The organism is Roseivivax sp. THAF30 (genome assembly GCF_009363575.1).
Classification (GTDB): Bacteria; Pseudomonadota; Alphaproteobacteria; order Rhodobacterales; family Rhodobacteraceae; genus Roseivivax; species Roseivivax halotolerans.
Genome location: NZ_CP045389.1, coordinates 3,235,615 through 3,250,350 on the forward strand (window position 1 = coordinate 3,235,615; position 14,736 = coordinate 3,250,350).

12 protein-coding genes are annotated in these 14,736 nt (G+C 61.4%); 7 read left to right on the forward strand and 5 right to left on the reverse strand.

The window, feature by feature from the left end; translation table 11 throughout:
* Positions 1-5: 5 nt before the first annotated feature.
* Together FIU91_RS15650 and FIU91_RS15655 are read right to left on the reverse strand one after the other, a co-directional pair.
* A complete protein-coding gene (locus FIU91_RS15650) occupies positions 6-1,010 on the reverse strand; it encodes a branched-chain amino acid ABC transporter permease (protein ID WP_254701983.1) in 1,005 nt (334 codons plus the stop codon).
* Positions 1,007-1,894: a branched-chain amino acid ABC transporter permease gene (locus tag FIU91_RS15655; protein ID WP_152463191.1), complete on the reverse strand. Its 888-nt coding sequence runs from the start codon at positions 1,892-1,894 to the stop codon at positions 1,007-1,009. The genes FIU91_RS15650 and FIU91_RS15655 overlap by 4 nt, the downstream gene beginning before the upstream one ends.
* 273 nt (positions 1,895-2,167) lie before the next feature.
* Here FIU91_RS15655 and FIU91_RS15660 point away from each other — a divergent pair, with 273 nt between their 5' ends.
* The gene (locus FIU91_RS15660; protein ID WP_152463192.1) at positions 2,168-2,803 is read left to right on the forward strand and encodes a hypothetical protein; all 636 of its coding nucleotides are present in this window, start codon (positions 2,168-2,170) and stop codon (positions 2,801-2,803) included.
* On the opposite strand, the gene FIU91_RS15665 is transcribed toward FIU91_RS15660, so the two are convergent.
* The gene (locus tag FIU91_RS15665) at positions 2,793-4,535 is read right to left on the reverse strand and encodes a phosphoenolpyruvate hydrolase family protein (protein WP_152463193.1); all 1,743 of its coding nucleotides are present in this window, start codon (positions 4,533-4,535) and stop codon (positions 2,793-2,795) included. The two genes, FIU91_RS15660 and FIU91_RS15665, sit on opposite strands and share 11 nt — an antisense overlap.
* A gap of 309 nt (positions 4,536-4,844) precedes the next feature.
* A complete protein-coding gene (locus FIU91_RS15670) occupies positions 4,845-5,519 on the reverse strand; it encodes a TetR/AcrR family transcriptional regulator (protein ID WP_152463194.1) in 675 nt (224 codons plus the stop codon).
* Positions 5,520-5,639: 120 nt separating this feature from the next.
* Here FIU91_RS15670 and FIU91_RS15675 point away from each other — a divergent pair, with 120 nt between their 5' ends.
* The 6 genes from FIU91_RS15675 (at position 5,640) to FIU91_RS15700 (ending at position 11,809) form a co-directional block, all read left to right on the forward strand.
* Positions 5,640-6,503 (forward strand): shikimate dehydrogenase, encoded by an 864-nt coding sequence (locus FIU91_RS15675; protein WP_152463195.1) that lies wholly within the window; start codon positions 5,640-5,642, stop codon positions 6,501-6,503.
* A gap of 5 nt (positions 6,504-6,508) precedes the next feature.
* Positions 6,509-8,392, forward strand: a complete 1,884-nt coding sequence (locus FIU91_RS15680) for a bifunctional sugar phosphate isomerase/epimerase/4-hydroxyphenylpyruvate dioxygenase family protein (protein WP_152463755.1) — start codon at positions 6,509-6,511, stop codon at positions 8,390-8,392.
* A gap of 85 nt (positions 8,393-8,477) precedes the next feature.
* Complete coding sequence (gene dctP / locus FIU91_RS15685) at positions 8,478-9,470, forward strand: TRAP transporter substrate-binding protein DctP (RefSeq protein WP_152463196.1); 993 nt, start codon at positions 8,478-8,480, stop codon at positions 9,468-9,470.
* 65 nt (positions 9,471-9,535) lie between these two features.
* Positions 9,536-10,063 (forward strand): TRAP transporter small permease, encoded by a 528-nt coding sequence (locus tag FIU91_RS15690; RefSeq protein ID WP_152463197.1) that lies wholly within the window; start codon positions 9,536-9,538, stop codon positions 10,061-10,063.
* Positions 10,060-11,355 (forward strand): TRAP transporter large permease, encoded by a 1,296-nt coding sequence (locus tag FIU91_RS15695; protein WP_152463198.1) that lies wholly within the window; start codon positions 10,060-10,062, stop codon positions 11,353-11,355. The genes FIU91_RS15690 and FIU91_RS15695 overlap by 4 nt, the downstream gene beginning before the upstream one ends.
* Positions 11,356-11,371: 16 nt before the next feature.
* On the forward strand, positions 11,372-11,809 hold the full coding sequence (locus tag FIU91_RS15700) for a type II 3-dehydroquinate dehydratase (protein WP_216651613.1): 438 nt from the start codon (positions 11,372-11,374) through the stop codon (positions 11,807-11,809).
* 840 nt (positions 11,810-12,649) lie between these two features.
* Here the strand turns inward: FIU91_RS15700 and FIU91_RS15705 are convergent.
* Positions 12,650-14,494 (reverse strand): integrase, encoded by a 1,845-nt coding sequence (locus FIU91_RS15705; RefSeq protein ID WP_152463200.1) that lies wholly within the window; start codon positions 14,492-14,494, stop codon positions 12,650-12,652.
* Positions 14,495-14,736: the final 242 nt, after the last annotated feature.

A 14,736-nucleotide genomic window follows, 5' to 3' on the forward strand; every position in this document is an offset into this window, starting at 1 on the left:
CCTCCTCATTTTCCGATATCGTCGGTGTCTCGGGCGCCGCCGCTCGAGCGGCGCGCCCATCCGGTCCCCCGCGTCCACGCGCGGCGGACAAGGCCGGTCAGCCCGTCGGGCGAGAACAGCACGATGGCCAGAAAGATCAGGCCGATCAGCGTGTTGAACCGCTCTCGGGCGATGAAATCGATGGCGAAATTATCGACAACGGTGAACACGAATGCGCCAATATAAGCGCCGAACGGATGACCGATGCCGCCAAGCACGCCTGCCATCAGCACGTCGATCACCGGGTTCAGCGCGACCGACCCTGGCGAGATCGATGCATTGAGCCAGATGTTCAGGATCCCGCCGATCCCGGCGATGAACCCCGCGAGCCCGAATGCCAACACTCGCAGAAGCGGCACGTCGTAGCCGAGCGCACGCAGGCGGTCCGGCTCGTCCCGCACCCCTTGAAGGGCCAGGCCGAAGGGCGTGCGCACAACGTGGCGGACGCCGAAATAGCAGGCGGCGGCGAGTACAACGCTCATGTAGTAGAATGGAAGGTTGGCGCCGAGATCGAGACCCAGGATCACCGGCGGCTCGACGTTGTTGAAGCCGGTATAGCCGTTGAACAGGTCATAGTTCTGGAGCGTCAGGAAGTAGAACGCCATTGCCACGGCGAGCGTGATCATCAGCGTATAGATTCCCCGCGTGCGCACCGCGACGAGACCGACCAGAAGCCCGGCAATCGTGGCGAGGCCAAGCGCAAGGATTAGCGCAAGCGGCCAGGGCAATAGCAGCCCGACACCGCTTGTCGGCGCGGTGAAATACGCTGTCGCGTAACCTGCAACGCCCGCCACGGTCATCTGCGCGAGACTCAGCATGCCGGTATAGGCGGTAAGGAAGACAAGACTGAGCACAATGGTGCCGAAGCCCAACGTACGACCGCCGATCTGCACCAGCCAGAAGCTGTTCACGAGGAACGGATAGACCAGCAGCAGGCCGATCACGACGAGAGGGAGGACAATGCGCATCATGCAGCCCTCCCCAGAAGTCCCTGCGGGCGCACAGCCAGCACGGCAACCATGATCGCAAAGGTGTAGACGATACCGTAGGTCGGCGTATAGGCGAGCCCGTAGGTCTCGGCCATCGCCACGAGAAGCGCGCCAATCGCCGCGCCGGGAATCGATCCCATGCCGCCAACGATCACGACGATGAGGGACGACAGCAGATAGCGCGCGTCTTCGCCGGGAGAAACGGAAAGAACCGAGCCACCGATCACGCCGGCCATTCCGGCAAGCCCGGCACCGATGGCGAAGACCCCGACAAAGACGAGCGGCACGTTCACGCCCATTGCCTCAAGCATCCGGCGATCGTCCACGCCCGCCCGGATCAGCATCCCGATCCGCGTGCGGTTAAGGATGAGCCAGAGCGCGATGCCTATGACCAGCGCGAACCCGATCAACATCAGACGGGCCATCGCGTAGCGACCAGCGATGGGGACAGGCACAAATGTCGACACCGCGTCAGGCAGGGTGATTTGATAGGCTGAGCCACCCCATTGCGCCAGCATCAAGTCGGCTGCCACGATGGACACGCCGATGGTGGCCAGCGCCTGCCGCAGATCCTGTCCCTGCATCCAAGAAAGGATCGACGCTTGCAGCGCCGCCCCCGCCGCTGCGACCGCAATGCCCGCGGTGAGGATGCCGAGAATCCAGCTACCCGTCGCCTCAGAAACCTCGAAGCCTACGTAGGCACCCAGCAGGTAAAGCGAACCGTGCGCCATGTTCACCACGCGCATCAGGCCGAAAATTAAGGAAAACCCGCTCGCCACGATGAAGTAGAGAGAGGCGAGCGTCAGGCCGTTCAGCGTGACGACGGCAAACAGACGCCAGTTGATCTCAGCCAGCATCTGGATCATGGCCGGTCCGATCTGTCGATCGCGCTGGGTCGCATTAAAGTTGCCTCCTCCAGACAAGTGCCGCAGGCACGACATCTCCGGCCTGCGACGCGCTTTGCATCGCTGGTTGGCACGCGCTGAAAGGCACGAGCGTTCCGGATTGTCCTCCCGCATCGCGGTTCGGGTGGCAGGGCCACATCCGACTGCGATGACTCGACGATTCCATGCCTCGATGCTTCCACTCAACGGTGCGAAAACGTATTATTGGGTAATATTGAGTAAAGCTGAGCCGAGATGCGTAGATTCTCCAAATGGCCAATCCATCGCTTCAGTGCCGCGGCAGAGAATCTGCCGGATGCTCTCGTCACCGCCTGGGTCGGGATTCCTGCGACAGAAATGCCGCCAGTCGTCTCCATGCTCCTGCCAACTTCTGGCGGCGCGCAGGACGTCCTCGACGATCTCGTCGAGGTTTTCCCCTCAGCTCTCGGCTTGTTCCTTGCTGATCCCAACCTGCTGACAGGCCGATTGTCGCGTCAGATTGCCCGGCGGAGCCGATGGGTCTGCAATTTCCCGAGCGTCGGTCAACACGAACATGCGTTCCGGCGGTATCTCTCGGAAGTGGACCTTGACTACGCGCGGGAGATGCAGGTGCTGTCCGATCTGGGCATCGCCGGACTGGACACTATCGCCACGATCTCCGCGCTGCGCGACCTGGATGCGGCGCGCGCGGCGAAGCCATCGGCATTTCTGGTCGTGCCGCCGGTGCCCGAATTCGGGGACGGTCCCGCGCCGCTCGCACGCCGAGGAGATCTCGAACTGGCGATTGCAGAGCAAGCCCGCGGATGCCCAGTAATCGGACTCCGCTGGCCCGGCGAGCCGGCGCTCGGTCTCGATGCCGGCCTCATGCCCCCGCAAGACCTCAGTCGCTGAGACCCAGCCGCGCCATCTTGTTGTAGAGCGTCTTGCGCGAGACGTGCAGCGCCTCGGCCGTCCGGCCCCGGTGAAAGTCATTGCGCCAGAGCGCCTCGACGATCTGTCGCTTCTCGAGATCGGTGGCGGTTTCGAGCGGCGCCCGTCTCTCTTCACGGGTATCGAGAAGTTCCGCAATCTCCCTGCCGCTCACCTCGTCGGCATGTCCCCGTGCGGCCAGTTTACCGATCACCCTTTCGAGCTCCGCCTCGTTGTCCGGCCAGGGATGACGACGCAGTCTCTGCAAGGCACTGGCGCCAAGTGGCGGAAGATTTCTGCTGTCGAGGCCGGTCGCGTTGACCAAAGCCGTCATGATATCGGGCAGATCTTCTATGCGGCGCCGCAGCGGTGACAGTCGAACCGCCCAACCGGAAAGCAGCGCAGCGAGAGACGGATGCAGTTCTTCCGGAAAGCGCTGCTCGTCATCGGCGCGCTCGAATAGGAATATGAGGCGTGCTGTGATGCGCATGCGCCGCCGGCGACGCGAGGTCACCAGCGCGCCGCTTTCAAGGCTGCGCGCCAGCCGAAGCTGCAGCGTCGGCAACGCCCGGTGTATATCGCGCAATACGACTGTTTCGCCGCCGGGCGCGGTCAGGATTCCGCCCTCGTAACCGTCGACGTCGTCGTGTCCGAAAAGGCGGCGAGAGACGCGCGGTCCGGGATCGTTTCGTCCGTCGACTTGCGGCGCATCGCGATTGCCGCCGTCGAGTGCCGAGAGGATCGGGCCGAGCGGCGTGCCTGGCTCCATCGCAACTGCGATCGCCCGGCGCGTGCCTGACAGCGCCTCGAGGTGCGCGAGGTCTTCGAGCAGAGACCTGGAACGCCCATGGAGCCCATGGCGGCGGCCCCAGCGCAGGAGGGCCTCTTGCCGCTCTGTCAGGGCGTCCTGACGGCGCCCCGCCTGCCGGTAGCCGGCGATGCGGTTCGTCACGGATTCCTCATATGGCATGCGGTCGAGCGTCGAGCCGCCGACGTAGCCATCGAGCGTTGCGACATTCGCGACGTGGCCGAGATCCTCGACCGAAACAACCGGGCCGCCTTCCAGCAGAATTTGGGCCGCCGGATGGATGCGGCGCACGAGCGCGGCGTAGTCGCGGGCGATTAGGCCCACCTCTTCCAACGACGCTCTTTGAGTGTGGCCGAGCGAGCCGCCTGCGTTCCAGCCGAAATTCAGCAGGATCATGTGGAGGCCCGCTTCCGCCGCCGCCCGCGCTTGTTCTCGCGTGCCGCAATAGTAGAGCACCTGATACCCTGCCGCCTGGACCCGCGCGAGGGCCTCTATCTCGGCGCGGAACCCGCGCCCGGCCCGATCCAGAAGCTGCCGCATCGCGCGCGGCATCAGCGTGGTGTTTGGGAAGTTGACCGCCCCGGCGAAGCCAGGCTCTGCGACACGATCGACCGCGGCTTCGGGCGTGAAGTCTGGATCCCAGCAATTGATGCCAAGGAGTACCGGAACCGAGACGCGTGGAAGGATCTCGCGGGCGGCGAATGCATCGGTCATCGCAGTGGCCGCGTGACAAGGTAGCATGCTCGCGACCGATGGGGCGCCCATATTGCGCATCCGCGCAGCGTTCACTGCCAGCAGAAAATCAGCTCCCCCGACTTCTGCCGTCTGCGCCGCTATGCCGCTTCCGACTGCGGCACCGATCAAGAGCCCGCTTGTGTCAGAGTTCAGTTGATGCAGTTCCTGCATTGATTTTTTCCGGCGGTAGTTAACGGCCTCTGATGCTTGCTCACTTGCCTGCTTTTCCGGCGCCCAGTGCGGTAGTCCTGAATGCGCGCGGAAGAAGTCGCGCGTGATTCACATAATAGCACAACTGCACTTCAGGTATCTTACGCGACGGCTCATTCGGAGCTGAGAGTGTACAGACGCTCCGAATGACTTGTGCAGACCACGGCAACCCCTGTGCCTGAACAGCCCCAAGCCGCCACTCCCCAGACTTAGCGTTGTGCGATGCAGCCTCCGAAAGGGAGACGTGGACACCCTGATGCAGCACGCGTCCTACTCGTTTTCAGAAGGTCCTTCGCCAGGCTTGCAAGCGATGGACAAGATAGCATTCACGGTTTGCCGCCGGATAATCTTTTGGCCATCTTCTTCAAAGAGGTCGTTTCCGAAGATCGCGGAGAAAGTCGGCCGGTTCGAGACGTTGAAAAAACTGGCCGCGCTGATTTGCCAATGCAACGCCACTGGATCGAGCGCTTCCCGGAATACTCCTGCCTTCTGCCCGCGCCGGCAGATCTCGGCCAGCTTGTCGATCGCAGCCACGTTGAAATCCCGGATGACCTGGCTCTCGGCCAAGTGTTTGGCTTTGTGAATGTTCTCGATCATCACCATGCGGATGAAGTCGGGATTGGCACGGTGGTGATCGAAGGTGAACGCAACCAGCCGGGCCAGAGCGTCCTGAGGGTTAAGGTGGTCGAGTTCGAGCTGTGTCTCTCCCTCACGGACTTTCAGGTAAGCCGCCTCGAGGGCCCGGGTGTAGAGGCCCAGCTTGTCGCCGAAATAATAGTAGATCATCCGCTTCGACGTCTGCGTCCGCGAGGCGATCGTATCGACGCGCGTGCCTGAAAAGCCATTCGCCGCGAACTCCGAGAGCGCAACAGACAATATATCCTGCTGCACCGCCTCTGGATTTTGCGTCCATCCTCGCCGTTCTGCGTCCGCCGTCGTTCCCATGCGACCACCTATAAACAAGCTGTCCCGAAAACGAAATGAACCATACAGTACATTTTATCTTGACGAATTGTACCGCCCCGAACATTTTGGGTCTGAAACGTGGTTGGGAGGCCACGCAGAATGCAACCCGAACCTGCGGCAAAGCTGGCGACGACGGCTCGAGGCTCCTTTCGGATGGGTCTTGTCGGGCGCGGAATCCAGCTCTCGCGAACGCCCGCCATGCATGAGGCCGAGGCCTCAGCGCAGAGCCTGTCCTGTCGGTACGAGCTGATCGATACGGATGCCGACCCGGCCAGCGACCTTCATGAGATTGTGGCGCGCGCCGAGGCCGAGGGGTTCGCAGGGCTCAACGTCACCTTTCCCTACAAGCAGGACGTTATCGCGCATCTTCACCACCTGTCGGATGCCGCCAAGCGTGTCGGCGCGGTCAATACGGTTGTGTTCCGTGAGGGTCGACGATTTGGGCACAACACGGATTTCTGGGGCTTCACTGAAAGCCTACGCACTGGCCTGCCAGATGCCTCCATCGACGATGTTCTTTTGATCGGCGCCGGGGGCGCGGGCGGTGCGCTCGCGCACGCGCTGGCGGACCTTGGCGCAAACAAGATCCGGATTTTCGACACGCGGGATGGCGCGGCGGCGTCCCTTGCGCGGGGGATCACTGTCGCCGAACCGGCACAGGACTTGGCCGAAGCCGCCGCACATGCATCGGGCATCGTCAATGCAACGCCAGTCGGGATGGCAAAGCTGCCGGGGATGCCGATCGCGCGAGATCTTCTGGAAGCACGCCACTGGGTCGCGGACATTATCTACTTTCCGCTAAGAACCGAGCTTCTGCGCGAGGCCTCCTCAATGGGATGCCGGACACTTAGCGGTGAAGGCATGGCCGTGTTCCAAGCCGTCCGGGCCTTTCAGCTCTTTACCGGTCACATCGCCGATGCAGACCGGATGCGCGCCACATTTCGTGCAATGGGGGCGACATGAGCGGGATGCGGACGGGAATTGCGACAGTGTCGATCTCCGGCACGCTCGAAGAGAAGATCGAGGCCATCTCCGAAGCGAGCTTCGACGGGATCGAGATATTCGAGCAAGACTTCATAGCCGACATCCGCAGCCCCAAGCTTGTAGGCCAACGCATCCGCGACGCAGGGCTCGATGTCATGCTGTTCCAGCCCTTCCGCGACTTTGAAGGATTGCCGAACCCGATGCGCGCGAAGGCCTTCGACCGGGCCGAGCGCAAGTTCGACGTGATGGAGGACTTGGGCTGCGAGCTGATCCTGATGTGCTCGTCCTGTCATCCAGAGGCCCTCGGCGGTGTGGACCGCGCCGCAGACGACTTCGCGGAACTTGGCGAAAGAGCCGCAGCGCGCGGTTTGCGCATCGGCTACGAGGCGCTGGCCTGGGGCAAGCATGTGAGCGATCATCGTGATGCCTGGGAGATCGTCCGCCGCGCCGATCATCCGAATGTCGGCCTTGTGCTCGACAGCTTTCACACGCTGGCCCGCAGGATCGACCCGGACAGTATCCGCCGCATTCCAGGCGACAAGATATTCTTCGTGCAACTTGCCGACGCTCCCGCCATGGACATGGATCTGCAGTATTGGTCCCGGCACTTCCGGAACATGCCGGGCGAAGGCGATCTGCCCGTCACACCCTTCATGCAGGCCGTGATGGCAACGGGCTATGACGGACCGATCAGCCTGGAGATTTTCAACGACCAGTTTCGGGGAGGTGCGCCCGATACCATTGCGCTCGATGGCTATCGCTCGATCATCGCGCTTATGGATGACGTGCGCCGCGTCGAACCTGAAGCCGATCCCGGCCTGCCAGAGCTTCCGAGCCCTGTCACCGTCCGGGATACCGCTTTTATTGAATTTGCCGCGCAAGGCACGGAATTAACCGCTCTGGAAACCCTGCTCGACACGCTGGGTTTCCGGCGCGCGGGCCGCCACGTCTCCAAGGCAGTCTGGCTCTGGCAGCAGGGCGAGATCCGTATCGTTTTGAACGCCGAAGCCACGGGGCATGCCGGAAGCGCGTGGAATGCGCGCGGGACCACGGTTTGCGATATAGGTCTCAACGTGGGTTCGGCGGCGGATACCGTCACACGCGCGACGGCACTCGGCGCACGGCCCTTCACCCAACCGCTCGGCCCGGGCGAGATGCCCGTTCCTGCGATCCGGGGGCTCGGCGGGAGCGTGATGCATTTCATCGACGACGGGGACCTGGCGAATGTTTGGGATGTCGATTTTCTGCCCCAAGACGAAGCGGCAGACGGCGTCGGCCTGACCCGCGTCGATCATATCGCACAGACGATGACCTACGACGAGATGCTGTCCTGGTCACTCTTCTACACCACACTTTTTGATATGCAGAAGGCGCCGATGGTCGATGTGATCGACCCCGACGGGCTGGTGCGCAGTCGGGCCATCTCGACGCCGGGTGGCACGTTCCGCATTACCCTTAATGGAGCAGAAACCCATCGCACCCTGGCCGGATCCTTTCTGACCGAAGGGTTCGGCGGCTCTGTCCAGCATGTCGCTCTGGCGACGGACGATATCTTCGCAACGGCCGTGGCCTTGCGGGAGCGGGGTTTCGCGGCGCTTCAGATCTCTCCGAACTACTTCGACGATCTTGCCGCCCGGTTCGATATCGCACCGGAAACGCTCGCTCGAATGAGGTCGGAAAACATTCTCTACGATGCGGACGACACCGGAGAGTTCCTGCAGCTCTACTCACAGCCTTTCACCGGGCAGCTGTTCCTCGAGATCGTAGAACGGCGCGGCGCCTATGCCGGATACGGAGCACCCAATGCGCCGTTCCGGATCGCGGCGCAGAAAAGATTTCAAAGGCCGAAAGGAATGCCGGCGATCTGATCTGCCCCAGTCCAGGATGACGCGCTTTCATCCTATGCGCTTCGAAACCCACCAAAACGGTGGACACGTCAAAGGGAGGAAACCAATGACATCACTGACCCGCAGGACCGCACTCGCGGCCGCACTCGCCACCACGACCACCCTCGCCCTGCCGACATCGGTCTTGGCTCAGGACTTGCCGACGCTGAGGCTCTCATCGGTGGTCTCCGACAATGACATCCGAGCGGAAGCGTTCGCCGAGATCGCCGAGGCTGTCTCGGACACGTTCGACATGCAGGTTTTCAACGGCGCGACCCTGGTCGCGCAGGGCTCCGAGATGACCTCGATCCAGCGTGGCAACCTCGAGATGGGTCTGATCGCACCGCAGACCATCGCCGAGCAGATCCCCGAATGGTCGATCGTGACCTCCGCATACCTCTTCAGCGATGCCGACCACCTGCAGGCAACGTTCGAAAGCGATGTGGGCGAAGAGCTCAACGCGCTCGCAGCAGAAGCCGGTATCCATGTGCTTGCGCCGGTCTATTTCGGCACGCGGCAGGTGAACCTCGCTCCGGATATCGATGTGCAGACGCCGGAGGATCTCGACGGCATCACCATGCGGATGCCCGGCGGTGATGCCTGGCAGTTCCTGGGCGAAGCCATCGGCGCAAACCCGACTCCGCTGGCCTATGCCGAGGTCTACACGGCCTTGCAGACAGGCGCGATCGACGGTCAGGACAACCCGCTTCCCAACGACTACAACATGAAATTCTATGAGGTAACGAGCCAGATCGTGCTCACCGGTCACCTCATCGGCTTCGACGTGCTCGCCATCTCCAAGGAGCTGTGGGACGGGTTCACCCCCGAGCAGCAGGAAACGCTGCAGGATGCTGTTGACGAAGCCATCGCGACCTCGACCCAGCGGCATCTCGATCGCGAGGCCGAGCTGGTCGAGTATTTCCGCGACGAAGGTCTGCGGGTCTACGAGCCCGATCGGATCGCCTTCCGCGATTACGCGCAGCAGAAGTATCTCGAATCCGAGTTCGCTACGAGCTGGCCGGAAGGGATGGTCGACCGCATCAACGCGCTGGCCGAATAATCACGCCTCAATGACATGGCCCGAGCCTGCCCAACGCGGCAGGCTCGGTGCCGAAAGGATCCGCCATGTCGTCTTCGCCTTCCCGACCAATCCACGTTCTGCGCGCTCTCGCCGACGCCGTGCCGGCTTTGCTGCTGGCGGCAATGTTCCTATGCTTCATCATCCAGGTCTTCATGCGCTACGTCATGAACAGCCCCGTCGGCTGGACGGTCGAGGTCTGCGTCATCGCCTGGCTCTGGATCTTGCTTTGGGGGCAGTCCGTCTCGGCCGAGGAACGCGACGAAATCCGCTTCGATATCCTTTACGGGAGCGTCTCTTCCGAGGTGAGGCGCTGGTTCCGTATCGTGTTTTCCGTTCTTCTTGTCGGCATATACGCTTGGTCGCTGCCCGCGCTCTGGGACTTCGTGACCTTCATGAAGATCCAGGAGACGTCCTATCTCGATATCCCCTTCAGCTGGGTCTATTCGGTAGCGATCATCTTCTCGGTCGCGACGATCCTGCGATATCTCTGGATTTTCTGGGGAGCCGCCCGCGGTACGAATACCGGCCTCGATGCTGAAGACGACCTCGTACGCAAGGATTTCAAGGAATGAGTTGGGAATTCGGCGTGGCGGTCGGAATGATCGTCATTTCCGCACTGATCGGCCTGCCCATCGGTCATGCTATGTTGGCCTCCTCGGTGTTCTACCTGCTTTTGCAGGGTCAGGACATGTCCATCGCCTTCGAGCAGATGCTGACCGGCCTCTACGGCTCCTATGTGCTTCTGGCGATCCCACTCTTCATCTTCGCGGCCGATCTGATGAATGTGGGCTCCCTGTCGGACAAGCTCTTGGATTTCTGCCGCGCACTTGTCGGACGCTTCCGCGGCGGGCTCGGACATGTGAACGTTGTCTCCTCGCTGATCTTTTCGGGCATGTCCGGCTCGGCCATCGCGGATGCGGTCGGCATGGGTCGGATCATCATCAACTTGATGACGAAGGACGGCAAATATCCCGGCGCCTATGCCGGCGCGATCACTGCCGCCTCTGCGATCATCGGGCCGATCATCCCGCCGTCGATTCCGATGGTCCTATACGCGCTCGTTTCGGACACCTCGATCGGATACCTGTTTCTCGGTGGAGTGGCCCCGGGGGTGATCCTCGGCATTCTCCTGATGGCGATGAATGCCTGGCAGGCGCGCATCCACGGCTACCCGGTGGAAGAGCCGGTGCCGCTGCGAGAATTACCCGGAATCACGCTACGCGCTGTCCCTGCCCTTCTGATGCCCGTCATCCTGTTGGTCGGCATTTATGGCGGTGTCACGACACCGACGGAAGCGGCGGCCCTGGCCGCGTTATACGCCTTTCTTGTCTCAACGCTGTTCTACCGGTCGGTCAGCTTGCGAATGGCCTACGAGACGGTTCGTAGCTCGGCCAAATCAACAGCTGCCGTCGGTTTCCTGATCGCAGGGGCCCTCGCCTTCAACTACGTGGTAACGATCGAGCAGGTGCCAAACGTGATCCGCGATGTCCTCGGCGATACCGAACTGACGCGCATCACGTTCCTGCTGCTCGTCAACGTGATCCTGCTTCTGCTTGGCTGCCTTCTCGAGGCGAACGCGATCCTTCTCGTGATCGTCCCGATTTTCCTGCCCACCGCCGTGGCGCTCGGAGTAGACCCGGTGCATTTCGGCGTCCTTGTGGTGGTCAATACGATGATCGGCCTCGCGACACCGCCCTACGGGCTTCTGCTGTTCGTGGTAACATCGATCACCCGCTCGCCCATCCGGGACACGATCCGTCACCTCTTGCCGTTCCTCGCGATCATGATCGTTGGACTGGGCATGATCACCTTCTTGCCGGATGTCGTGCTCTGGCTGCCGCGTCTCTACGGATACGGTGGATGAAATCTCGGAGACCCGGATGGACCCAATCCTGATCATTAACGGCCCCAACCTCGACATGCTCGGCATTCGTCAGCCGGAGGTTTACGGATACGACACCCTCGCCGATGTCGAGGCGCTCTGTCAGCGCACGGCCGAGGAAGAAAATGTCTCGATCGATTTCCGCCAGAGCGATAGCGAGGCAGAGATTATGGGCTGGATTAAGAAAGGACGCGGCACGACATCCGGCTTGATCCTGAATCCGGCCGGTTTCACCTCAACGTCAATCGCGATCCTCGACGCATTGCTGATCTACGACCGACCCATCATCGAGGTGCATATCTCGCCCCTCTTCCGGCGCGACGAGTTCCGGCATCTGAGCTATCCCTCCAAGGCAGCCTCCGCCAAGATCGAGGGGTTCGGAATCCGCGGCTACGAGTTCGCATTACGCAAGCTGGCTGAATGGGCGCGCGGTTGAGCGGGATGATCTGGAGCTTCAAGAGCGGCCCACGAGTGAAGTTGGTCGCGAGGCAATGGCAGCCGTGGCAGGCGTTCGGGAATAATCGCCATGCTATGCTTTCGGCAATGTGGTTCACTATCTGACAATTTAAATGTCTCAATCGTTAGACAGGAAGTTCCCATGACCCAGAGAGAATATGACCGCCGCGAGCGCAGATGATCGAAGACATGCGCGTCCGAGAGATGGACTAAAAGGAGCAGAAGTCCCGCATCCGGGCCGTAGAGAATTTCGCTCAGTTCCTTGATCATTCGCCAGACACATAAGACACCGGGAAACCTCCGGGGGTAGATCTGGAGCTTTTCGGGCGTGCTGTTATAGCGTCACGCTTAGCGCCAGTGTCCGGTCTTTTCTGCGACCTTCGCGCTATCGTCGCGCACGTGCCCTTGACCGCATTTCTCTGGATCAATCGCGGCCTCAAGCCAAGGACAAATTCAGCCACTCGCCAGTGGCACAGACTACGGCACATAGTTTGTCACACTGCAGAGTCGGACAGGAGTCGCTCTCCAAAAGTGAAGCAAATTCAGTGACTTGAGGCGCGCACTCCGGCCTCTACCGTCGGAGCTACCAATCCAGAATGAAGCCTATTCCGCAAGAAAGAGACGTATTGCACGGGGTGCTGCACAATTCCTCGGAACGCCACTGAAAACTCCGTCACACTCCATAAAGACCGCGGTCAGACGACGGTCAGAGCCACAAAAGGCTACAATCTAAACGGCGCCGGCCGTAGCAAATGCTACGGCCGGCGAGGCTGATATGATTGGTCGAGCGAGGGTTGACTGCATTGAGCGCCAGGAATTGTCAGGCCGAGGCAAGAAAACTCTCGAACGCACGCCTCTTGATCGGGCTCTTTGGCAGCCGGATATCGTAATGCTCGACGATCCGGCGCGCCGACCGCACGAGATCGCGGTAGATCGCCTTTCTTTCTTTTGGGGCTTCCGGCAGCGTCTTCAGATCAACCGATAGAATCGGCGACGACTGGCTATCGGGCCGAAAGGTCACGCACTCGACCGCTTCATCCGCCCCAAGGATCACCTCGACCCCAACCTGTATGGCCCCGCCCAGATTACAGTCACGAATAACCGGGAAGCCGTGGCGCGGGCTGTGCGAGATCTTGAGACCGAAATCTGCCCGGTCCACGGCCGCCTTCATCTCGACCGTCCGGTGCGCGGTGTAGTGCTTGTTGATGATCGCGTGACGATGGTGTCCGGCAATCGCCTGCCGCAACCCATCTTCCACGCCATGCTGGCTCAACATGCTCAGAAAGGTCTTTCGAAGCGCATAGAAGTCCTCGTCGAAATCCTTCAAGCCAAGACGTGACAGCATACGCCCCATTGACCGCGAGAAATTCTCCGACGCCTTTCCGGTTTCCGAGCGCTTTGCCGCATCCGGAAAGAGCAGCGGGCCATGATCATCAGGCAAGGCGCGCACCCAATCGATGAAGCCGAGATCAAGGAGGATCTGTGGGATTGGCAGGAAGCGCTCGCCGTCCTCGGTCTTGCTGTGCAGTAGAAGACCGTAGACCCCGTTGCGCAAAACGAGCGCCCGGCGCGGTGCGAGCACGAGCTCTTCATGGCGGGTCCCGACCGCAAGCCAGAAGAGCGGGATCCAATAGGTGCCGTCGCGCGTGATGACCTGCCCGCGTTTCCAACGGCGATGCGGAGACGCGTGACCGGTGAAGATCGGGCTCTTCAAGAACGCTGAAAGCCGCTCGGCGCTCCATGGCAAGCGGATCTTCGGCTGTGTGACCCGCATGTGCAGCGTGTCATCGGACACGTTCAAGGCTTTCACGATCCGATCGATATCCTTGTAGCCGACCATTGGCGGAACCTCGGCCCCGAGCTCCACGGCAGCCTTGAAGATGCGGGAGAGACCGTCCCGATTGCGCCGGATGGTCGATTTCGACAAGCGCGGCGCAAGGCGTTCTGCGAGCAATTCACGTTTCTCCGGAATCGAAAGGTCCTTGGCACGAATCTCAGCAATGATGAGAGCGTCATCTGCGTCCGCCTCGGCAATCTCGGCGTTCTTGTCGAGGAGCTTGCCAGATTTTTCGAAGCGGTTCCGGCCATGCTTCTTGCCGTGCACTTTCGGCAACCGGGTCATCCAGGTGAAGAACTCCTCCTGGCGCGTTTTCGTAATCGACGTGATCGCGCAATTGCCGAAATGGTAGCGTGCGAGCTTTGCGATCGCGTCGAGGTTCCCCTTCATGTCTTTGGAGGGATACAGGCGATAGGTCTCGGTAATCGCGTCCTCGAGCTGGATCGTGGGTGCGACAAATCTGTCCACCGGCTTGTCCGAGAACCGTGCGACGACATCGCGGGCGAGGTGCCGCGGGTCTTCGAGCTCCAGCGAAGCGGTCTCGATATCGAGAAGTTGGCGCTTCAAAGTGGCGCCCTGCAAGGCCAGGCTGGTCGGCAGATCATCAGGAAGATCGACGCCTGCCACGCGTGCGGCGTCCTTGAGGCGAGGCGTGAGCGCGCTGAAATCCCGCGCCCGCGCGCCGGCTTTCAAAGCTTCCCGGGCCTCGTCGATACGACAGGCGTCGGTCTCCGCGAAGAGCGCGCCTGAATCGTAGCGCAGCAATTCCATCAGAACGCTGTTGGCCTGGGCGGACGTGAGGGTCGTGATTTCGGCGAGTTGGGTCATCTGGGTCTCCGCGAGTTCGAGGGCGGCGAGGACCCGTCCAACACGGATCATCGCCTCGGAGACGAGGTGAGTCTGCAGTGAAAAACACAGAAATGCGCGTTTGACTCGTTCGGCCAGGGGCTTGGGAAGGCGCTTTCTGAAGAAGATTTGACCACGGCGCTGGAGGTACGGGCCCGCACTTTTGGCGCCGCGTCGGCGTGCAGAGGGTGTCTTTGACGCGCCTTGCTGCCGAGACGAGACGA

What these genes read in the sequence shown, in the direction of transcription:
- FIU91_RS15655 (WP_152463191.1), bottom strand. Translation starts at nt 1,894, where the DNA reads ATGATCCAGATGCTGGCTGAGATCAACTGGCGTCTGTTTGCCGTCGTC.
- FIU91_RS15690 (WP_152463197.1), top strand. Translation starts at nt 9,536, where the DNA reads ATGTCGTCTTCGCCTTCCCGACCAATCCACGTTCTGCGCGCTCTCGCC.
- FIU91_RS15695 (WP_152463198.1), top strand. Translation starts at nt 10,060, where the DNA reads ATGAGTTGGGAATTCGGCGTGGCGGTCGGAATGATCGTCATTTCCGCA.
- FIU91_RS15675 (WP_152463195.1), top strand. Translation starts at nt 5,640, where the DNA reads ATGCAACCCGAACCTGCGGCAAAGCTGGCGACGACGGCTCGAGGCTCC.
- FIU91_RS15680 (WP_152463755.1), top strand. Translation starts at nt 6,509, where the DNA reads ATGCGGACGGGAATTGCGACAGTGTCGATCTCCGGCACGCTCGAAGAG.
- FIU91_RS15650 (WP_254701983.1), bottom strand. Translation starts at nt 1,010, where the DNA reads ATGATGCGCATTGTCCTCCCTCTCGTCGTGATCGGCCTGCTGCTGGTC.
- FIU91_RS15660 (WP_152463192.1), top strand. Translation starts at nt 2,168, where the DNA reads ATGCGTAGATTCTCCAAATGGCCAATCCATCGCTTCAGTGCCGCGGCA.
- FIU91_RS15700 (WP_216651613.1), top strand. Translation starts at nt 11,372, where the DNA reads ATGGACCCAATCCTGATCATTAACGGCCCCAACCTCGACATGCTCGGC.
- FIU91_RS15670 (WP_152463194.1), bottom strand. Translation starts at nt 5,519, where the DNA reads ATGGGAACGACGGCGGACGCAGAACGGCGAGGATGGACGCAAAATCCA.
- dctP (WP_152463196.1), top strand. Translation starts at nt 8,478, where the DNA reads ATGACATCACTGACCCGCAGGACCGCACTCGCGGCCGCACTCGCCACC.
- FIU91_RS15665 (WP_152463193.1), bottom strand. Translation starts at nt 4,535, where the DNA reads ATGCAGGAACTGCATCAACTGAACTCTGACACAAGCGGGCTCTTGATC.
- FIU91_RS15705 (WP_152463200.1), bottom strand. Translation starts at nt 14,494, where the DNA reads ATGACCCAACTCGCCGAAATCACGACCCTCACGTCCGCCCAGGCCAAC.